Here is a 21,407-nt window from a genome sequence, read left to right as displayed (position 1 = left end):
ATGGGTGAAATAGGAGTAAATAGTAGAATTATTAATGTGCAAGATTTACTGGTAACTGAGCAATTAGCACTACCGGTATACCAAAGACCATATAAATGGAGTACAACAAATGTTTCTCAATTATTGGAGGACATATGTCATTTTAGCAAAAAAAAGGCCTATCGTTTGGGCACTATTGTAATACACGAAGACATAAAAAAAAGTAAGACTATAAAAAACATCGTAGATGGTCAGCAGCGCACGGTGTCATTAATTCTTATCACAAAGGCAATACTAGGTAATCGTGAAAATTATCAGAATCCTGTTTTACGGAAAAAATTAGAATTTATAGCTTCAAAACTGATAAGTTTTAATTTTACAAACAGCATTTCCAAATACAATGTCAAGCAAAATTACCGAGAAATTCAAAGAATAGTGGCTCGTCTTACGGAGGAAGAAATTTTCTTTTTGTTTGACAAATGCGAGATGGTACAGTTTATCTTATCAGATATAACCGAGGCATTTCAATTTTTTGACGCCCAAAATGCTAGAGGTAGAGATTTAGATCCACACGATTTGTTGAAGGCTTTTCATTTAAGAGAGTTCTCCATGTCCGATATTGCTCTACAAAACGAAATCGTAGAACAATGGGAAAATACCAGATCTAAAGAGCTGGCTACCCTTTTTTCAGAGTATCTATATCGTATTAAGGGATGGGTTAAAGGTAATTCTGCACGTTACTTTGATAAGGATGATATTCCGCTATTCAAAGGTTTGCATCTTGACGAAACAAAATCCTTTCCATATACTGTTCCTTTGAGAATAGCGCATTATTTCACGGATGATTACAACCATCATATTGATAGAAAAATAGACAATATTAAGCGGGAATTTCCATTCCAACTAGACCAGACTATTATTAATGGTCGCCGTTTTTTTGAATTTGTGAATTATTATAAAAATATAATCGATACGCTTTACAGTCAAGGTTATAAAGGTTTGCCCTTAGACGACACGACTAAAAAAATATTCAATTGTATCCAGACATATTCTTCACGCCACCGTATTGGAGACCAATATACTCGTGCCCTGTTTGATTGTGCACTTTTATTTTATATAGATAAGTTTCAATACGAAAATATTTCAAGAGCCACAGAAAAATTATTTGTCTGGGCTTATTCGATTAGACTTAACTATCAAAATTTAGGTTTTGCTTCGATTGACAATTATGTTGTTAATGAAATCAACATATTTAAAGAAATTAGCCAGGCTATTACTCCTGATCCAATCATAAATCTATCTATAAAGAATATAGACCAAATTAAAGGCAGTAATATACCTGAACTTATTCACCTTTTTAAAGAGTTTAAATATCATGAGTAATAGCTCTTCTAACATTACAGAATTAAACATAAAGGAACTTCTTGATGGTTCAGATAGCTACATGATTCCTATATATCAGCGCAACTATGCTTGGGAAGAAAAGGAAATTGAGCAACTTATCCAAGATATTTTAGATTATATCCCCAGCGCTTCATATGACGAAAGTAAAGACTATTTCATAGGAACTTTGATAATCAATAAGCAAGATGTCAACAACAAAATCATTTATGAAACTATTGATGGTCAGCAACGGCTTACCACACTAAGCTTACTCACAAGTGTTATAAAGCATAAGCAAGGTTTAGATTGGTATCAAGGTATAAACCTTAGTTTTCAAAGCAGGTTAAAATCTACGGAAACCCTGTTCGATATATTTCAAGAAAATATTCACAATCATAATAAAACCTACAACGATAATATTATTAATGGTCATAATCTTATTTTGAAACACCTTGATAAAAAACTAGTAGAGGCAGAAGTGACTTTAAAAACTTTTAGCGATTTTCTATTTTCCAAAGTTAAAATTGTAAGAGTACAAGTACCTGAAGATACAGACCTTAATCATTATTTTGAGATAATGAATACGCGTGGCGAACAATTGGAAAAACACGAGGTTCTAAAAGCATCGTTACTAAATGAGTATAACAAAATTGAAAATATAGAAGAACGAATGCAACGTTTTGCTGTTTTCAATATGGTATGGGAAGCCACTTCCGATATGAATTATTATATGCAATATCGTTTTCCAACTAATAATAAAAAAAATGAACCGGATATTAGGACAGAACTTTTTGGTGAAGATTGGAATTGGTTAGAAGTTGAAGATTATGATGAACTTTTTAACATATTAAATCAAGAGATCACCTCACATAATGTAGATAATCTAACTATCGATGAGGTCATAGCCTCAAAAAAGACATTTGACCCTAATGGTGATAAATTAGAAGAATCCGAAAGGTTTACAACGGTGATAAACTTCCCTAATTTTCTATTACACGTTTTGAGAATCCAAGAACAAAATGATACTGTTAAATTAGACGATAAAAAATTACTAGGTACATTTGATGAACTTCTTAAATCTAAACCCAATAAAATAGAATTTGTTGATGATTTTGTCTTCAATCTTTTTAGAATTAGATTTCTATTCGATAGCTATATTATAAAAAGAGAAGAAGCTAACGGCAAAGAGAACTGGAGCCTTAAAAAACTCAAGCGTTATGAAAAGTCGAAAGCAAGTTATGTAAATACCTTTAAGGAGAGTAACCAAACTTTAATAATGCTTTTGTCCATGTTTCACGTTTCAACACCCACGATGATATATAAACATTGGTTAAATGCCGCTCTTAATTTTTTACATATAAATTACATGTACAATGAAGAAATTGTAAATGAAAATTACATTTATTACCTAGAAACTTTTGCTAAAAACCTTTTACTTCATAGATTTCTAGCTAAAGCTCCGAAGGATTATTATGACCTAATCTATAAGGTAGATGAGCTTGATTTGAAAGATTATCGCATTGGGTACGATAACCCTAAGTTGACCTATGGTAATATTGAAAATAATCTTGTATTTAACTTTTTAGATTATATTTTATGGGATAGGGAACATCCCAATTATATAGACAAATTTGAATTTACATTTAGAAGTTCTGTGGAGCATTATTATCCTCAAAATCCAATAGGAGGCGAACCTTTAAGTGATAAAAGAGCATTGCATTCATTTGGTAACCTATGCTTAATAAGTCACAGCAAGAACTCTAAGCTTAATAATCATTTACCTTCAGCAAAAAGAGACTATTTTCAAAAATCTGAGAGTAAATTACCAATGGATTCTATAAAATTGAATGTAATGGTTTACGGCTATAATCCCAATAATTGGGGAGTAGAATCCATCAAAGAACATAATGTCAAAATGGTTGATGAATTTAATGTTTTTATTAAAGAACTATAACGTATGACAAAGGTCGGTAGTATAGAACGTATCACCCAAAATCAAGTAGTTCAGTTATTCAGAGATGAACTGGGATATACCTATTTAGGGGATTGGGAAGAACGTGAAGGCAATAGCAATATAGAGGAAAAATTACTCACAACATATTTAAAAAGGAAAGGCTACGATACCGTTCAAATTACCAAGGCTATCTATGAACTAAAAACGAGAGCAACCAATTTTAGCGATAGTTTATACACCACCAATAAGAACGTCTATGAATTACTGCGCTATGGCTCAGACATTAAAACAGAAGTAGGTAAGAATACGGAGAAAGTTCATTTTATAGATTGGTCTAATTTTGAAGAAAATGACTTTGCAATTGCAGAAGAGGTTACCATAAAAGAAAACAAGACCAAAAGACCAGATATTGTTATTTATGTAAATGGTATTGCCTTAGCGGTATTAGAATTAAAAAGAAGTACAGTAAGTATAAATGATGGGATTCGCCAAAACATTACTAATCAACAAGACCGCTTTATAGAACCATTTTTCTCAACTGTTCAATATTTATTTGCTGGAAACGATACCGAAGGGCTACGCTATGGTGCTATTAGAACCCCACAGAAATATTATTTAAAATGGAAAGAAGATGTTGCTGACAACAGCAGAAACCTACTGCATAAGTACATTCTAAAAATGTGCGATAAAAACCGCTTTTTAGAAATTATCTACAACTTCGTTGTTTTTGATGGTGGCATTAAAAAACTACCTAGAGTACATCAATACTTTGGCGTAAAAGAAGCTCAAAAATATGTAGATAAATATGAAGGTGGTATTATCTGGCATACTCAAGGTAGTGGCAAAAGTATTACCATGGTATACCTTGCCAAATGGATCTTAGAGAACAACCCCAAAGCAAGAGTAGCCATTTTAACAGATAGAACGGAGCTAGATAAACAGATTGAAAGCGTTTTCAAAGATGCAGATGAAAAAATATACCGAACCAAAAGTGGCACTGATTTAATTCATAAATTAAGTTGCCCTACCCCACGCCTATTATGCTCCTTAATACATAAGTTTGGTAAAAAAGACACTGGTAATTTTAACAAGTTTATTAATGAACTTGAAAGTCAGCCTTCAAAAACAGTTGGGGAACTTTTTGTATTTGTAGATGAATGCCACCGTACACAAGGTGGTCGCTTACACCGTACAATGAAAGCAATTTTACCCAATGCCGTGTTTATTGGTTTTACAGGTACTCCTCTATTAAAAAAAGACAAGCAAACCAGTTTAGAGATTTTTGGTAAATACATACACACTTACAAATTCAATGAAGGGGTTGAAGATGGCGTTATTTTAGATTTAGTCTATGAAGCTAGAGATATAGATCAGCGTATTACTTCTCAAAAAAGAATTGACGAATACTTCAATATAGCCACTAAAGATTTAAACGATTTTCAAAAATCTGAATTGAAGAAAAAGTGGGGTACCATGCAGAAGGTACTTAGCAGCCGTTCCCGTATGGAGAAAATCATCAGTGATATAATTTATGACTTTAAAAAACAGCCAAGACTAAGTAGCGAAAGAGGAAATGCTATACTAGTTGCTAGTTCTATTTACGAAGCCTGCCGGTATTATGACTTATTAAAAAGAACAAATTCAGAGCTTAGAGATAAGTTTGCTATTATAACATCCTATAGTCCCCAAACAAGTGATGTAACTACAGAAGATACTGGTGCCGGTACAGATTCAGAAAAAGAATTTATGTACAACTTGTATAAAGAATTGTTAGGCTCAAAAACAACCGAGCAATACGAAGATTGGGCAAAGGCAAAATTTAGTGATGAACCGGCAAACATGAAGCTTCTTATTGTAGTTTCTAAATTACTAACAGGTTTTGATGCACCACCGTGCTCCTACTTATACATTGACAAAAGCATGCAAGACCATGGTCTTTTTCAAGCCATCTGTCGCGTAAATCGCTTAGATACCGAAGATAAAATATTCGGGTATATTGTAGACTACAAAGACCTGTTTACGAACGTTGAAAATGCAGTAGCTGTATACACGGCAGATTTGGACTATGATGACTTTGAGAAGAAAGAAATAGATATTCTGCTTCAAGACCGTTTGGAATCTGCAAAAGAACGACTTGACAATTCCCTTGAAGAACTACATATTCTTTGTGAACCCGTAATAGTGCCAAGAACTTCTTTAGAATACCAACACTATTTCTGTGGAAACACCGAAATTGAAGCCCAGCTAAAAGCTACAGAACCACGACGAAATACGCTGTACAAAAAAATAGTTTCATTGATAAGAGCTTATGCCAATATCAATGAAGAAATGGAAGATGCTGGGTATTCTGAAAAAGAGCAAGTCGCTATTGCAAAAGAAGTTGATTTCTATTTAAAACTACGGGAAGAAATACGCCAAGCCAGTGGAGAAAAGCTAGATATCAAAGAATTTGAAGCTGATATGCGTCATTTAATTGACAACTACATTCAAGCCGATGAATCAGAAATTATCTCCCCTTTCGAAGGAATGTCCTTGTTGGATATTATTGTAAAATCTGGAATAGCCGACGGTATTAATTCCATGCCAGATGGTATTAAATCTAATCAAGGTGCCATCGCAGAAACAATAGAGAACAATGTTCGTTCAAAAATTATTAAAGAACACCTTATTGATCCCGCTTTTTTTGAAGAGATGTCAACGCTTTTAGCTGCTCTAATACAAGAGCGAAAGGCAAATGCACTCAACTACGAAGAATACTTAAAAAAAATTGCTGCATTAGCTAAACGAGTTAATGAAGGAAAAGGAGATGAGACTCCCCGAACATTAGAAACTATTGCCCAAAGAGCGTTATATAATAATTTAGGTAAAAATGAATATTTGGCATTACGTATTGATGATGTCGTAAAAAGTGAAAAAAGAGATGGGTGGCGTGGTAATCTGCCTAAGGAAAGAGAAATTAAAGCCGCGATTTATAAAGAATTGGCGACCTACGCGGTGGACACAAATATCGATATAGCAAATGAGCCCCCAGAACCTTACGGATTAGAAAATAAGGTTGAAGCGATATTCAATATTATTAGAGAACAGAAAGAATATTAATGCAAGAGATAGAATTAGGAAATATTAAAATTGAAGTAGAACAAAAGGATATTAAAAACATTCACTTGAGTGTCTACCCTCCCGATGGTGCTGTACGTATAGCCGCTCCTACCCGTATGGATTTAGATACCATACGTGTTTTTGCCTTAACCAAATTAAAATGGATTAAAAAGCAGCAAAACACCTTCAAAAATCAAGATAGAGAACCCCCTCGCGACTATCTGACTAAGGAAAGCCATTATTTTTTAGGCAAACGATATTTACTACAAGTAATTGAACACAATAATCCGCCGAAAGTTATCATAAAACACAGCACACTTGAATTATATGTAAGACCTAATACTTCAAAAGATAAAAGGTCAGAAGTGTTAGAAGATTGGTATCGTCAAGAATTAAAAGAAATGATTCCAAAGCTAATTAAGAAATGGGAAAAGGTTATTGGGGTACAATCTAATGAATTCGGCATTAAGAAAATGCGAACCAAATGGGGTACTTGTAATACAACAGCTAAAAGAATATGGCTCAACTTAGAATTAGCCAAAAAGCCGATAGAATGTATTGAATTCATTATCGTCCATGAGTTAGTTCATTTACTTGAACGCCCACACAATGAAATTTTTGTAGGCTATATGAATCAGTTTATGCCCAAATGGAGATTATACAGAGAGGAACTGAACAAATTACCTTTTAGACATGTGGAATGGAGATACTAAATTAGGATTGAGCAAGATTGCCATTGCTTGACAAGACCGCTCATTTAAGCTAAAAAATGCTACTGCTCAAAGTACCCCTAAGGATGCCACATTACTATTACCTAAATCTACATCAAAATTTGAAAAATCGTGGATGAATTAAGAAAAATACAGGCGAAACCAAAAGACGGAACGGAATTTTTAACAGATAACGGCACTAAAACCAATTACAATCTTATGTATTTTTGGCGGTGGAGTATTTCGGATATTTTGAGCAATGCCACTCGCTAACGGACTGAAAAATAAAAAACACCATAATCAGGTGTTAAGATGGTAGTGACCATCCAATAAATCTTTTATTCCCTAGATAGGATGATAGCTAAATGCTTTTAAAACAAAACGAGAATGTCCAAGCTAAAATGCCGCCAAATTATAAAACTATAATAGATAGCTTTTATCTTTAGACTATTAAACACTAAATTACCAGTATAAAATGTGGCTTGAATTGAATCTTTAATCTTTAGCCGTTTATTATTTAGGAGGTGATATTTATAAAAACCAACCGAACCCAAAAGAAAAATAGAATATGGAGAAATGGAATGAATTGTGTTTTATACTTTCAGAAAGTATCCCTTCCAACGCATCGGAACAAGTTTTTGAACTTAAGGTTATTCAAGCATTTGAAAAGCTGGGCTGGAGCCATTTCAAAAACGATATTTCGGTTCGAGAAAGCATCCAATTGGGGGCTTCAGGCAGAATAACACCTGATATTATAATAAAATCTGACCAAACCAATCTCTTTGTAATTGAGGTCAAAAATCCAACAGTAGATCTAAAAAACCCCAGTTTTCAAGACCAACTTTCATCTTACATGAGAATGTTGCGTTTGAATTTTGGCATTTTAATCGGAAATGAAATAAAAATTTTTGTTGACGGTTCTTTGGTGGGATCAAACCAATCGGAACTTTTAGAAAGAATTTCATTTAAAAAAGACAATCCGAAAGGTTTGCAATTCATTAATCTTTTCCAAAAAGAAACTTTTAGTAATGAAAATATTGAGAAATATATTCAAAAGAAAATTCAGACAATAAAGGAAAACAAATATGTCGAAAAAATAAAAAAAGAAATAAAGACAACAGAATATACGGACTACTTAAAAAACGAATTGAAAAACAAACTTTTAAAAGAATACAGCCAGAATATCGTAGACAGGGTATTGATTGATTTTATGATAAAAATTTACGATCCTAACGAGGTTCAGCATGAAGTACAAAGAACTGATTATACCCCCAAAGCAACATACCATTCAGATAATTACACGGGAACTACAAAAGAAAAGGAGTTGGCTAAAATCTATAAAAAGGTTCCAGTTTGGTTCAATAAACCTTATCAAAAAAACAGCCAAATACTTATAAACTACATGAAGTTAAGGGAACAAAAAACACCTGTTACTTTTTTTGAACTCGAAAAAGCATGTCAAGGAATAGATAATTTCAGGAGCAGTTACCAAGCAATGAAAACAATAAGCGAAAAGAATAACGCAAAAGTTTTTGATGAAGTTGGCCGAATAATAAAACTTTGGGAACTCGGACGGAGTTTTGTTGAGCAGGAGTACGAAAAATACAAACGGCATAACGGATAGAAAATACACTACAACTTTGTGCCAAAAATAGTATGATATTGGTATACCTTGGGTCAGAAAATTGCAATAAATCTGGTCTGTATTTCGACCATAGTTCATCTGATGCAATGGAGCTAAGTAATGAAGAATGTAGCGTCATTTCCATTGGTGTTGAAAAAGACATTAAAGTTTGGCAAAAGGCTATTAATAATTATGTTAGTGATTGGGTTATCAAAAATAATTTAAATGCAGTTGAATAGGTAAAATTGCCCTTCACTCAATTACATCAAAAAATACAGTAGTTACATTTGTTGACTTAAATTTTATGCTATCATATTTTTTGGGCTGACTACATTAAGGGTAAAGCTACACTGCCAACTAGTAAAAAATTAATGCGACTTTTATCCTATTATGGCTTGGCAATCCGAAAATTAAAAAAGATTAGAAATTTACCTAAAATCCCATGGCGCTATAGGATAGGGGTCACTCCACAAGCCAACTTTGGCGGCACGGGCTTCCTTTTCCAGTTCGTCATAGCTCATATCATCTGAATATTTTTTAAAGTGCCATGCCATGCCCAAGCGTACCATTTCTTTATTCACATTTAAGCTGTCCTTGTTAAAAATAACCCCGATCAGTCTTCCGTTGCGGTCAAATTTACCATCGGATCGGACATTGACTATTTGCCCAAAACATAAATCGGAAATAGCAATTTTAGCCCGATTCCCAAAAGGTTGTTTTCCTCTTTTTTCCGGGGCATCAATATGTTCCAATCGCAGTTTAATTGGTAGTTGCCCATAAAGCATTTCTACAGTGTCACCGTCAAGAATCCTAATGATTTTGCCTTTTAAGTACTTTAATTTGGTGGTATCAGTTTTAGAAAATTCGACGAACTTTTCCTCTTCCAGGTCTTTCAAAGGAAAATTACCCCCCCGTTGTATTAAACTGTTTTCCGCATGACCCCAAGAAATGGAGATAAATGTAAATAAGATTACTAAAGCAATGGATTTATTTAATTCTATTATAGTGTTCCTCATAAAGCAATTGTACCATTTAAAATTTTGAACTAAAAAAACATCAAAGTTACTCTATATAAATTCAATGTCCATATGTCACAAATAAACCAATAATATACGGGTATACCTTGCGACTTTCCGTAGTATAATGATCCCATTCCTAACTTTATTAAAGGGCAGTTTAAGGCATTATTAGATGCTTACACCTTAAACGGTCAGGAACCTATCAAAGACGATGTTTTAAATGTTTGGACATTTTCCGAGCATTTTATAAGTACGCGCAATAGGCGAGCGAATCCTAACCAAAATGAAAGGGTTTGTCCAAGTCTTTATTGGTGGGAGGATTTCGTAATTCCCTCATTAACAACTGTTAAAAAGGGAATCTATTCTTCTTCCTAAAAAATCAGGCGTTTTCTTACACCAAAACCGTAAATGCCCCGTTAATAACTCTCAAACCTTTACAACTTACCTATGAAATATCTTCAAGATTTAAAAGAACGCCACCCCACCTTTTATGATCAAGAATTTGCTGAATTAACAATTACAAAGGCACATGAAGGCAAAGGCCTAATCAATAAACAGGTAAATAAACTTTATAAGTCTAAGAAGTACATTAAGGGGAATAGACATTTTGAGGAAGTAGTAGTTAGATGCATTGCAATATCAGACAAAATGTTGAAACTTAAATATTGTGGTTGGAGTTCGGAGGAATTACACAATTATATCATGGAGGCTGTTGATTACTACAAATCTGGACATGATAATTCTCTTGCCGATATGTATAGGGGCAGAGGTATGTTGACATCAAGCGATGGACATAAGGTTCGATCTAAATCGGAACTTATAATTGACCTCTGGTTAATTACACAAAATATAAAGCATGAATATGAAAAGGAAATTTATGCTAATGGCAAACTTGCCGTTGTTTCTGATTTTTATTTGCCGGATTGGGATTGCTATATTGAGTATTGGGGTCTTGAAGGTGATACCGTTTACGAACAGCGCAAAAAAGAAAAAATTGAATTTTACAAATCCAAGAAACTAAGACTGATTTCACTAAATAATGAAGATTTGAGAAATCTTTCAGAAGTTCTCACGAAGAAATTAGTGAAAAACTAAAAAGGATTTCAATTCCTTATAGCTTGATATTTACTTCTAGCACTGCGGTTTTCCGTATTATCTCCTTGACAGTTATAATTACCTTGCTTTAAATATAAAATGTATCAGTGTTAATGTAATATCGATTTAAATAAAGTTAACCAACACTAAAAATAAGGCCCTAATTGTTCCAACCATTTCAGAAAGTTTCCCAATGTTTGAATTGGATTTGACTTAGAAAAAACCAAAACAACCCAATATGAAATATCTGCTTATTCCACTTACTATCTTTCTTTGGTATTTAACCGCGTATCTAGGCATCTATTTTGGCGTAGTACTAATGACCTGGATGTTTTCATTGAGCTGGATATGGCTCCTTCTAGGTTATACTTTTTTAATCGGTCTCATTTTTGGGCTTACAAACGGTATTCCAAGTTTATTGCGCTACCTAATATTGAAATTATATGGGCTAAACTGGTTCACTGCAGTGGTACATTCAATTGCCGGATTGTTGGGAATAATAGCAGTATTTGCTTTCTTTTATTCCAATCCACCTGAAATGGTATCGGGAAATATGTCAGTCCCCATATTAAGCGCAATGTGGAATTCCGCACCTATTAAAACAATCTTTCTATTCATACCATTTATTGGGTTAATACTATCATTAATATATTCTACCAGTATAGCGCCTATTATAATGAAATTAGAAATCGAGGAATTGTGAAATAATACTATTGAGTAAATTATAAATAAAAAATTAGACTGACAATGTGAGTCTTTATTCTCCTAGTAATTGCAGCTTTTTAAACGGGGATTTAAGAGAAAATTTTATAAAACAAATTATGAAGAAAATCACCTTACTATTTTTATTGATCATTACTTTTTTAGTCCCAAAGAATACACAAGCCCAAGATAATGGAGCTGTTATAGCAGCTGGCGCAGGAGCTTTGTTGGCCATCGGCGCAGGAATTGCAGCAGTGGAGCAGATGAAGGAGCGTGCAGAATTAACGGCTACCCAATGGGTCTTATCCAATAATCCGGAGTTGGTCAATTTTTCCTTACAAACCCTTGATTTTAATGGAAAAAAGTTAAAGGACATGTCGGAAACATCCGTAATCTCCTTTAAAATTCAGGAATTTGTTCCTCAGGACAAACCGGAGTTGGACGGAAAAAAACAAATTTTGCTTGGCTTTACCAGCTATGGTTGGATAAATGAATTCGGTATCGACTTTGATAAAGTTCATTGGTTTTTAATAGATTCCAAAGAATGGATTAAAATGATGACCTCCTATACCAAAGTTGCTTCTGGAGAAAAAAATGACACTTTTGTTAAGGAGCAATTAACCAGTGGGAAAATTGTAAACAAAGGAATTAAGGTGAAAAGCAAAACTACAATTCCATTTTATGAACTTTCTGGAGACATGTACGTAACAACGGATTACTCCGAGGACATGAAGTTTATTTACAATGAAAAATCCCTTGGTATTTATTTGAAGGAAACTAAAAATTTAATTCAAATTAAAAGGGGTAATATCATAGAAATACATGACTTCTTTTTTGATGAATAGGAGAATTTTTCAAAAAAAACATTAGAAGTATTAGTTCTGTTGGGGCTGATGATTTTTCAAGTTAATCACTAATTATGACTTTGGTCGGCGGCATAATACTTTTAGGGATAGTCATAGGAATAGCCCGTGCCTACCCTAAAACCAGTATTTTAATTGCCTTTGTACTCATTATTTTCTACTTAAAAAGTGATGGTGAACCTACTCTGAAAAAGCAAACCAACATTTCTAAAGCCATAGAAAATTCTAGCAGTTCCAGCTGTATCCAAGAAAATCCGGGGAATTACTATTGGCCCAATACCTTAGAGAATAAAAGTAAAAGTGATTACCTCCAAACGCCCTCGATTAAAACCTCATCCAAGACAAAAATTAATAATGTAAAGGTAAGAATTGGATCTGTTTGTAACGATGGATCTACTTCTAGGGCAACAGGAAGAGGTGCCTGCTCACATCACGGGGGCGTCGACTATTGGCTATATGAATAAACCTGGCTCACTGCAAGGTCCAACTATTTAATCCTAGAGCCCAATCTCCAGGGAATCCTTGCCTTTTTCCAAGACATAAGTTTGAAAGATATGGTCCGTTACACTTTTTAAGGCTTTGTTATTTTCCGGGTGATAGCCGTGATAGGTAAAAAATTCTACTTTCCCATTCGATTTGTCATACCACAATTCTTTTCCAATGGCTTTTCTTTCCACCAAGGAATCAATGTGTTCAATTTGCCTAAACTCCAGTAGTATTAACTCAGCAAAAGGTCTTTCTAGGGTTGCTCCTGTGCAAACTGTTTTTTCATAGTGATTTCCTTTCCAGACCATACAGTTCTCCTCTTCATTGACAAATCCAAAATACACTAAGACACTAAGTACAAGTCCTGAAAAAGATAAGATTACTCCATTTTTAGACTTTTTATTCAAACCCTTTATCCCAATTATTTCTGGAGCAGCCACTTTTACCTCTGAAGGGTGCTCACTAACAAAACTGGCATAATTGTCATAGCCCAAATATTTGCAGAAATACAAAATTAATTGTGGTTTCAGCTCCTCATTATTAGCCCCCTCTTTTTCTAAATAAGTTGTATAATAATCCCGAATAGTTCTTTCACTTATTTGATATTTATAATCCTCCAAAAGCATATCCGAAAGATGTTGCGCCCTTCTTGTTTTCTTTGAAGACCCCGTTTCCCTTTCAGCTTTTTCAAAAACTAGTAATATCAATTTTTTAGACATATCCTCTTTTTCCAATGCACTCTAAAACTACTACATATTTGGAAATTTCATGGAAAAAAACTGCTGGAATTTCTTTTCCACATGATCTCCATTCCTTCTGACGCAAACCTTATTTCTTTGCCTTGTAATTGATTATGTACTCATGATAACATCCCAATTACAGTAAAGGAAAACAGTTGCAGTAAGCGAATAGCCATTGGGAAGTAGCTCCTAGCTTCTGCAAATGTTTTCCACTTCCCAACCTAAAAAAGGAGTACTCCAACACACTTAATGTGTTGCTGAAAAATATTTGGACCAGTCCGAACAGCAACACCTATGTCTAATTTTTAACAATAGAAAACATGAAAAAAATAGCTTTATTACTCGTTCTAGTAATTGCCAATCTGTCCTTTATTTCTTGCGACAAAGATAATGTAGCAGATACTGACGCTTTGTATCAAAATCTATCGGCCACTGAGGGGGATGATGGTGATGTGAAAAAAAATCCTGATGAAGATTAATCTTCCTTTCCCATTATTGGGTATTTAATTAAAAGCGTTCCTTTAATGTGAACGCTTTTTGTATTTTGGAGGGATGAAACTTAAGTTTGGTTTGTCCCTCTTTTTTGTGCTCATTTTCAGTTGTTGCCAGGCAGGGTTTTCCACTGAATATGTTGTGCACAATTATGCTGTTTCCTTAAAAAAATCAAAGGATTCAATAGCCCAACTAAAAAAACAAATTGGTGCTTTTGCAAAAAACAAAGACTACGGGAAGGCCATTATCCATTCCAAAAAATTACTCGAACAAGCCCAATTTCTATCCGATAGCAATCATATAAGTAATGCCTATTGGAGACAAGGTTATTATTTTAAAATAATCGACCAATTAGATTCTGCTTACTACTATTTAGACAGATCCTTTACCATAAATTTAAAATTAATGGATAGTATCGGTGCCGGTGACCGTTTATTGGATATGGCCAATATTCAGAAAAGCTTAGGCGATTATAATGGAGGCATGATCACGTCTACGGAGGGTTTACAATATTTGGAAGGCTCCCAAGAAATAGAATCCATCACTGGTCTGTACCAAACTATTTCCGTCTGCCAGAAAGAATTAGGTAACTACCAAGAAGCCCTCCGCTGGAACAATAAAATTTTTAGTCTGTTAAACCAGCATCCTTCTTCGGACATTTCTACAGAAAATGTGTATGCCATGAGAACTACAAGGGCAAATATCTTAGCGCTACTAGGTGAATTTAATACCAGTTTTGGCATTTTAGATAGCATAGCCAATAGCACCCAAGCAAACAATCAAGAACAATATTCACGCGCCATATGCAATATGGGGCATTATAAGTGGATAGAAAATAAGAACAACCCAGAGAGTGAGTCCCTCCTATTAAAGTCTTTGGACATAAGACAAGAATTAAATACGGCTCCTGGATTAATATCCAGTAGTGTTCATTTGGCAGAATATTATTTTGAAACCAATAAACCTAAAGCGCTGGAATATGCTCAAAAAGCACTTGAGAACTCAAAAAAACTGAACAATTCGGTCGCTATTTTGGAATCCCTCGATCTAATTTTGCACCTAAAAAAAGCCTTGAACCAGGATGTTTCCGAAGAAGCCATATTTTATTCCACTGTGCAAAATAAGCTCGAAAAAACAAAACAGGGAGTGCGTTCTATTTATGCTGCAACAAAATATGATAATGATAATTTAGAAAAAAAGAACCTTATCCTATTGGCCCAAGTTGCCATTAAAGAGAAACAGAAAATTATAGCGCTTTCAGTTGCATTATTTTTCTTGGCACTGATAGGCTTCGTTATATATTTTAAAAATCAGCAGAAAAAAAAGGAGCAGCTGGAGACAGCTTATAAGACTGAACTACGCTTGTCTAAAAAATTACATGATGAGCTCGGCAATGATATTTTTTACTTAATGACCCAGATACAAAAAGACTCTCCAGAAATGCCGGCTTCTAAAAACACAATAATTTTGCAAGGTTTGGACAGCATTTATAAAAGAATAAGGGATATTTCCAAAGAATTTACGGTCATTAATACGGGAGAAAATTTTGGAAAAGAATTTTTTGCCCTGCTTAATTCTTATAGCTCCATTAAAACAAAATTAATAACCAAAGAACTAGCACCTAATTTTTGGGACGATATCTCGGCAAAAGCTAAGATTGAAGTCTATAGGGTACTGCAAGAATTATTGGTAAACATGAAAAAACATAGTCAGGCTTCATTGGTTGCCATTACTTGCACAAAGACCAAAAAACAAGTGACCATTAATTATAAAGACAATGGGGTAGGCTTTTCTTTGAAGGAGAATTATTCTGGAAACGGTCTTAAGAATGTGGAAAACCGTATGAAGGGTTTAAAAGGAAATATTAATTTCGATTCAAAACCAAACGAAGGTGTCACCGCCACCATTACGTTTGCCATTTAAAATACATATGCAATTCAACAGGATATTTGTTTCGGAAGATATAGACAGTAACAATCTAGGGGTCATTACCATGCTTCAAACTTTGGGATATACCAATATAGGACATTCCCAGTACTGTGATGAAGCTCTTTTGAAACTAAAAAAGGCAATTAAGGATGGCAAGCCTTATGAGCTTTTAATAACCGACTTATCCTTCGACAATCCTAGGGATAAAAAAAACCTCCTAAATGGGCAAGAGCTTATTTCGGCTATAAAGGAAATTTATCCAGAAGTCAAAGTAGTGGTCTTTTCTGTGGAGGACGATCACAACACCATAAAATCTTTGTTTGAGGACCAAAAAATTGATGGGTATGTCTGTAAGGGACTTAACGGGCTTAAGGAGCTTCAGCATTGTATTGAATCCATTGCCAACAGCGAACCATACACTTGCCCAATAGCCACAGCTGCACTACAACAAAAAAACACCTTGGAATTAAATGACTATGATCAAAAATTACTGTCATTATTGGCCATAGGATATAAGCAGAATGAAATTAGCATATTGCTCAAAGAAGATGGTATTTCCCCAAATAGCATAAGATCTATTGAGGCCAATATCAGTAAATTAAAGGACCATTTCAATGCTTCCAATACTACACATTTGGTCTATGTAGCTTCAAGTTTGGGGCTTATTTAGTACTGCCTACTTATTTTTTTTGTCAAGGACACTTTAAAAAACGGACACAACCCCAAATCTTACCATAACTTAACCGCGCGAGGATCCTGTCCGATTTTTGTAGTGTTCCGGAAGATAATCGTAAAGCAAAAATCGGATAGGGCGCACTTGCTTATTTAATTAGTGGAAGGATATCTCTTTTTGATGGTGGTAAGTAACCGTGTGGTGGCAAAAATAAAGGTATGGTATGTTCTTTCTACGTTCCATGCTTTTATGAGCGGTTCCGAGGAGGTTGGAAAACTTTTGGGTTTTTCAACTTCCGCAGGTACTGGATTTGTTTTTCGAAATCATCCAATAGGGCTATTCTAGTGTAATTCTTTTTTCATCTTTATTGTAAGCTTTTCGAAATCCTCAGGAGTCATATCCAATTGTAACCTTGGCTTCCCAAAATTGCTCTTTACCAATTGAATCTTACCGAGCAGTGACGAAATATCAACATTTCTTTGCTTTAGGTCGCGTTTAAGATTGGTGTTTTCCATTTCTATGTTAATGGCCTCTTCCACCTTTTTGAAGAACCTATCCCTTTCCGGATCGGCATTCTTACCTTCCATTAGCAAAGGAGCTTGCCTGCGTTTCTTTTGTGGCGAGTGTTCAAATAAAAGTTCTATCATAGCCTTGGTCGGAAGGACCCCATTTTTTTCCATATTCTTCATAATGGCGACCATCGCATTAAACCGCTTCTTGATCAAATTCTGAATGGTCCGTCCATTGGGACCAAAAGATTCCTTTGGAGAAATCTCGTTATAAATAAAGAAATCCAACATCGTTTGTAGCGCCTCCGTATGGGTCTTGAAAAGCTGTCTCGAAAACGTCTGGAACTGCTTTGCTGTATCTTTCTTAAAACGAATACCTATAAATGGGTTCATAATTTTCTGCTTGTCGCAAATTCTCCCCTAAAAATGGGCCTTTACATGGTGTTTGTCGCAAATTTTCTCAGATTAAGAAGTAAAACAATTTTCAATTCATTGAAAATCAATAACTTATATATTGTAACGTGGCTTTAGCCCGTTACCCTCTTGCTATTCCCCTTAGTTCCGTTTTACTTCGTACCGGAATACTTTCTTTATGACTTCTAAAAGGCCTCACCCGATTTATGATTTTTTTGGTGACCTTCCAAAACTTTTGTTCATTCCAAAAGTTCTTTTTTTTCTTTCACCAGCTATTTTCTACGGCTAGGGCCATCTAACTTTAACCGGTTGAACATCCTTATGAACCTATCCGAAATCTGTGTTCCGTACCTGTTCCCTATCTGTTCCAGGCTCAAATTGGTCGTAATGTGTGTTTTTGTCCCAAGGCTTTCAAAATTCCGATAACGGTTTAAAAGTATCCTAACAAATATTTCCTCCTTCCCGTACTGGTAAACATTGTTCCCCACAGTTTCCGATCCCAGATCATCGAATAGAAATGTCCCCTTGGAATAGTAATCTATAATGTGGTCCTTGTTCTTTTCAGCATTGTATTTTGCAACTACCTCTTGTGCCGCAATTGAGGGAAACCACAATTCCCGCAACCCATATTGTTTGGACATGTTCTGGATAATTTTAAAACTCGATGTCTTGCCCGTTCCATAGGAGCCGAAAACTATCAGCCCTTTTCTAAGCGATATGTTATCCACCATTTCAAATTCGGGGTCTTGGTTCCAATACTTGCAGAAATGCGCCAAGAAGCTCTTATTGGTAGCGTCCACCTCGAAATCTAGATCCATCCGGGCATAAAATTCCTGTGCCGCCTTAAAAAAAACTTTTTTAAAAAGTTCTGGGGCGCATAGCGGTTTAAGTTCCGTTTGCTTTTTTAAAAACCGATCTGACCATCCTTTTTCCATATCGCCTATTCCAATATTGGACTTCTATTGTTTTTTTCTTCTTTTAAAAAGGTAAATTGTTTTATTTCTTGTTTTATCCCTTGTTTATTATGGTGGACACTTTTGACCATGCTGCCCCGACAGAACTGTCCAGGCTGTCCGGACATTTTTGTCCTGCCAGGCCCGCCATTTCTATCATTAAAACGCAGCAAACTTTTCAGATATCGCCTTCTTCCGTTAAAGGCCGTTTCCTCTATCCAGCCCAAGGTCTTTAGTTCGGAAATGTACCTGGTGACCTGTCGTTCGGAAATATGCAGAAAGGTAGCAATGTGCCTGTTGGACATAAAGCATTCCCTCCCGCTTTCGGTGAAGCTATGTATCTCCAGGAATAAGATTTTTGCATACCAATTTGCATCCGAGTTCAGATAGATCACCCTCGGTATCCAGATACCCTGAAAATTTCTTTCTTCAGGTTTCATAATTTTCTCTTGTTTTTCACCAAGGACTTGTTGAACCTATGTTCCAAGGTCTCATCGGAAAGGTCGGGTTCCCCCAAGAGCCAGGCGTCGATAGTATCCTTGTCAAAAAATTTCTGTCGGATATGGGGATTGTTCCCCATGGGAATCAGCTTTAGCTGGGTCAGTTTGTAGATCTTACTTTTGGAGAGTCCGGTGTATGCGGCCAGATCCTCCACGTTCATTACTTTCTTGGTGTGGGACAACAGACCCTTGATATCGGATAGCAGGTCCACTACGTTTTCGTTTTCTTCCATGATAATTAACTTTATGATTTTCTTCAAATTATAGAAGCAAATAACACCGAAAGAAGAACGAGAAAATTTTAACTTAAAAAAATGATAGTTATTGAGGGATTGACAACGAATCTTAAAAAACGGTCAGAATTACGCAACACGCAAATTTCATATGATGGTATTTGAAAAAGGAAGCTGAATCCTATTTGGGATATAGCTCTAACTAGTTTCTTCTGTTGAAAGTGCCTAACTAAGAATAATTTTTGGAGTCTTTGAAGTAATATTATGTAGAAAAAAAAATGTTGTACCTATGTTGTACCCATGAAAAGAAAAAGGCCTCACGATTTCTCGTAAGGCCTATTCTCATTAAGCTCCCCCTCTTGGGCTCGAACCAAGGACCCTCTGATTAACAGTCAGATGCTCTAACCAACTGAGCTAAGGAGGAGTGTATATATTTTAATTCTCTTAAAGAACGTTTCCTCTAACCTCCCGATAGCTATCGGGATGAGCTAAGGAGGAGTGTATTTTTATCGCCTAAGCGGGTGCAAATATAAAATGTTTTTTCAAATACGCCAAACAAAAAATGGCTGTTTTACACCTAATTTTTAAAAATATTTAATTCTCCTATAAAAACTTCTTGATAATATTCCAGATATCGTTTCCAAATACCACTGCCATAAGCCCCATAAGTATAACAAAACCAATTATTTGGCCCGTTTCCAACACTTTCTCACTTGGTTTCCTGCCAGAAATTATTTCGTACAATAAAAACATTACATGCCCGCCATCCAATGCCGGAATAGGAAGAATATTCAAAAATGCCAACCATACGGAAAACATGGCCATAAAATTCCAAAAGAAAATCCAATTCCAAGTTTCCGGCATCATTTCCACAATTCCTATGGGTCCTTTAACCTGTTTGTAAGCTCCCGTCTTGGTATTGAAAATAACTTTAAACTGTCTTATCTGATCGGTCAACACCTGTATGGTACGTGTATAACCTGCAGGAATGGCCTCAAGAAAACTATAATTATCGGTGACCCTAAGATCGTTAAGATCTAATTCTATACCTATGAGTCCTACATCGGGAACTGTTAGTTCCAAGTGTTCTGTAGCCCCGTTTCTCAAAACGCTGATGTCTAACTTTTGATTGGCGGATGAACCAATTTTACCTCTGAACTCATCCCAAAACTTGGTACTTACACCATTTACCCCAACAATTTCGTCACCTGGCAATAGGCCTGCCTCTTCCGCTACCGAATTGGGCTGCACCTTGGCAATAATAGCCTTGGATCTATACCCCAAGAAATTTTTGCCTTGGGTTGCAAAAACAGTTTCCTTTCCTTCATCAGATAAAGGAAAGGTAATTTCATTTCCATCCCTTTTAACCGTTACCTCATCTCCGAGAATGATATCCAAAACCGCCTCGTTGAATTTTCTGGTTTTCTTATCGTCCACCATCAAAATTTGATCGCCTGTCTTTAATCCCAACTGCTCTCCAATTGAATCTACTACTATTCCATATTTTAAACTATCCGAAGGAATATACGTATCACCATTACTTGCCAACATCGTGGTATAAATTACCCACGCCAACAAAAAGTTTACAATAACCCCACCTGTCATTATAATAAGACGTTGCCAAGCCGGCTTGCTACGGAACTCCCAAGGTTGTGGTTCTTGCTTCATTTGCTCGGTGTCCATGCTCTCATCGATCATCCCCGCAATCTTCACATAACCGCCCAAGGGCAACCAACCAATTCCATATTCCGTATCCCCTATTTTCTTTTTGAAAAGGGAAAACTTCACATCAAAAAACAAATAGAATTTCTCCACTTTCGTCTTAAAATATTTTGCGGGAAGAAAATGGCCCAATTCGTGGAGAATCACCAAAATGGATATGATAAGTACAAACTGTACAATCTGTATTGCTAACGTCATTCAGTATTTTTTTTAAACTTTAAAAGCGCACAAAAGTACATTATTAGGTGGTCTTAAAAAAAAACTATTCCCCACAAGGGCTATTTTTATGAAAGTTTTAGTAGCAATCCGTTTAAAGATGCTTGAAATT

General features: G+C 35.3%; 21 protein-coding genes and 1 tRNA gene. 14 read left to right on the top strand and 8 right to left on the bottom strand.

Annotated elements, in window-relative coordinates; all coding sequences use genetic code 11:
* The 7 genes from CWD90_RS10115 to CWD90_RS10090 all read left to right on the top strand — a co-directional run bounded on the left by CWD90_RS10115 (window position 1) and on the right by CWD90_RS10090 (window position 8,988).
* Window positions 1-1,362, top strand: coding sequence for a DUF262 domain-containing protein (locus CWD90_RS10115; protein WP_103475840.1), 1,362 nt, complete (start codon window positions 1-3; stop codon window positions 1,360-1,362).
* Window positions 1,355-3,316 (top strand): DUF262 domain-containing protein, encoded by a 1,962-nt coding sequence (locus CWD90_RS10110; protein WP_103475839.1) that lies wholly within the window; start codon window positions 1,355-1,357, stop codon window positions 3,314-3,316. The genes CWD90_RS10115 and CWD90_RS10110 overlap by 8 nt, the downstream gene beginning before the upstream one ends.
* 3 nt (window positions 3,317-3,319) lie before the next feature.
* A complete protein-coding gene (locus CWD90_RS10105; protein ID WP_103475838.1) occupies window positions 3,320-6,415 on the top strand; it encodes a type I restriction endonuclease subunit R in 3,096 nt (1,031 codons plus the stop codon).
* Window positions 6,415-7,128 carry a M48 family metallopeptidase gene (locus CWD90_RS10100; RefSeq protein WP_103475837.1) on the top strand — a complete coding sequence of 238 codons (714 nt, stop codon included), beginning with the start codon at window positions 6,415-6,417 and terminating at the stop codon, window positions 7,126-7,128. Before CWD90_RS10105 ends, CWD90_RS10100 begins: the two co-directional genes overlap by 1 nt.
* Window positions 7,129-7,257: 129 nt before the next feature.
* Window positions 7,258-7,398, top strand: coding sequence for a hypothetical protein (locus CWD90_RS23010; protein WP_157941190.1), 141 nt, complete (start codon window positions 7,258-7,260; stop codon window positions 7,396-7,398).
* Between the two features lie 448 nt (window positions 7,399-7,846).
* Complete coding sequence (locus tag CWD90_RS10095; protein WP_157941189.1) at window positions 7,847-8,749, top strand: hypothetical protein; 903 nt, start codon at window positions 7,847-7,849, stop codon at window positions 8,747-8,749.
* 32 nt (window positions 8,750-8,781) lie between these two features.
* Window positions 8,782-8,988 carry a hypothetical protein gene (locus CWD90_RS10090; protein WP_103475835.1) on the top strand — a complete coding sequence of 69 codons (207 nt, stop codon included), beginning with the start codon at window positions 8,782-8,784 and terminating at the stop codon, window positions 8,986-8,988.
* Between the two features lie 189 nt (window positions 8,989-9,177).
* Here CWD90_RS10090 and CWD90_RS10085 read toward each other — a convergent pair whose 3' ends face one another.
* Entirely contained in the window at window positions 9,178-9,765 is a 588-nt protein-coding gene (locus CWD90_RS10085; protein ID WP_103475834.1) for a thermonuclease family protein, read from the bottom strand.
* A 450-nt stretch (window positions 9,766-10,215) separates the two neighbouring features.
* On the opposite strand from CWD90_RS10085, the gene CWD90_RS10080 reads away from it, so the two are divergent.
* The 4 genes from CWD90_RS10080 (at window position 10,216) to CWD90_RS10065 (ending at window position 12,892) form a co-directional block, all read left to right on the top strand.
* Window positions 10,216-10,863 carry a hypothetical protein gene (locus CWD90_RS10080; RefSeq protein WP_103475833.1) on the top strand — a complete coding sequence of 216 codons (648 nt, stop codon included), beginning with the start codon at window positions 10,216-10,218 and terminating at the stop codon, window positions 10,861-10,863.
* Window positions 10,864-11,101: 238 nt separating this feature from the next.
* A complete protein-coding gene (locus CWD90_RS10075) occupies window positions 11,102-11,566 on the top strand; it encodes a hypothetical protein (protein WP_103475832.1) in 465 nt (154 codons plus the stop codon).
* Window positions 11,567-11,684: 118 nt separating this feature from the next.
* Entirely contained in the window at window positions 11,685-12,410 is a 726-nt protein-coding gene (locus tag CWD90_RS10070; protein WP_103475831.1) for a hypothetical protein, read from the top strand.
* Between the two features lie 74 nt (window positions 12,411-12,484).
* Complete coding sequence (locus CWD90_RS10065) at window positions 12,485-12,892, top strand: hypothetical protein (protein WP_103475830.1); 408 nt, start codon at window positions 12,485-12,487, stop codon at window positions 12,890-12,892.
* Window positions 12,893-12,925: 33 nt separating this feature from the next.
* Here CWD90_RS10065 and CWD90_RS10060 read toward each other — a convergent pair whose 3' ends face one another.
* Entirely contained in the window at window positions 12,926-13,633 is a 708-nt protein-coding gene (locus tag CWD90_RS10060) for a hypothetical protein (protein ID WP_103475829.1), read from the bottom strand.
* Between the two features lie 341 nt (window positions 13,634-13,974).
* Between CWD90_RS10060 and CWD90_RS23005 the strand changes: the two genes are divergently transcribed.
* The 3 genes from CWD90_RS23005 to CWD90_RS10050 all read left to right on the top strand — a co-directional run bounded on the left by CWD90_RS23005 (window position 13,975) and on the right by CWD90_RS10050 (window position 16,745).
* Entirely contained in the window at window positions 13,975-14,133 is a 159-nt protein-coding gene (locus CWD90_RS23005; protein ID WP_157941188.1) for a hypothetical protein, read from the top strand.
* A gap of 73 nt (window positions 14,134-14,206) precedes the next feature.
* Window positions 14,207-16,069, top strand: coding sequence for an ATP-binding protein (locus tag CWD90_RS10055; RefSeq protein ID WP_103475828.1), 1,863 nt, complete (start codon window positions 14,207-14,209; stop codon window positions 16,067-16,069).
* Window positions 16,070-16,076: 7 nt separating this feature from the next.
* A complete protein-coding gene (locus CWD90_RS10050; RefSeq protein ID WP_103475827.1) occupies window positions 16,077-16,745 on the top strand; it encodes a DNA-binding response regulator in 669 nt (222 codons plus the stop codon).
* Between the two features lie 344 nt (window positions 16,746-17,089).
* On the opposite strand, the gene CWD90_RS23640 is transcribed toward CWD90_RS10050, so the two are convergent.
* The 6 genes from CWD90_RS23640 to rseP all read right to left on the bottom strand — a co-directional run bounded on the left by CWD90_RS23640 (window position 17,090) and on the right by rseP (window position 21,277).
* Window positions 17,090-17,650, bottom strand: a complete 561-nt coding sequence (locus CWD90_RS23640) for a BfmA/BtgA family mobilization protein (protein ID WP_317045718.1) — start codon at window positions 17,648-17,650, stop codon at window positions 17,090-17,092.
* Window positions 17,651-17,943: 293 nt separating this feature from the next.
* Window positions 17,944-18,606, bottom strand: a complete 663-nt coding sequence (locus CWD90_RS10040; RefSeq protein WP_103475826.1) for a P-loop NTPase family protein — start codon at window positions 18,604-18,606, stop codon at window positions 17,944-17,946.
* Between the two features lie 5 nt (window positions 18,607-18,611).
* A complete protein-coding gene (locus CWD90_RS10035) occupies window positions 18,612-19,064 on the bottom strand; it encodes a helix-turn-helix domain-containing protein (protein WP_103475825.1) in 453 nt (150 codons plus the stop codon).
* Entirely contained in the window at window positions 19,061-19,357 is a 297-nt protein-coding gene (locus tag CWD90_RS10030) for a helix-turn-helix transcriptional regulator (RefSeq protein WP_103475824.1), read from the bottom strand. Before CWD90_RS10030 ends, CWD90_RS10035 begins: the two co-directional genes overlap by 4 nt.
* Window positions 19,358-19,707: 350 nt before the next feature.
* Window positions 19,708-19,781 (bottom strand) — tRNA-Asn (locus tag CWD90_RS10025).
* Window positions 19,782-19,960: 179 nt separating this feature from the next.
* A complete protein-coding gene (gene rseP / locus CWD90_RS10020; protein ID WP_103475823.1) occupies window positions 19,961-21,277 on the bottom strand; it encodes an RIP metalloprotease RseP in 1,317 nt (438 codons plus the stop codon).
* Window positions 21,278-21,407: the final 130 nt, after the last annotated feature.

It is taken from the genome of Arenibacter catalasegens (assembly GCF_002909235.1).
Lineage (GTDB): Bacteria > Bacteroidota > Bacteroidia > Flavobacteriales > Flavobacteriaceae > Arenibacter > Arenibacter catalasegens.
Note: the sequence above shows the minus strand (reverse complement) of the source record. Positions and strands in the feature narration are given on the sequence as shown.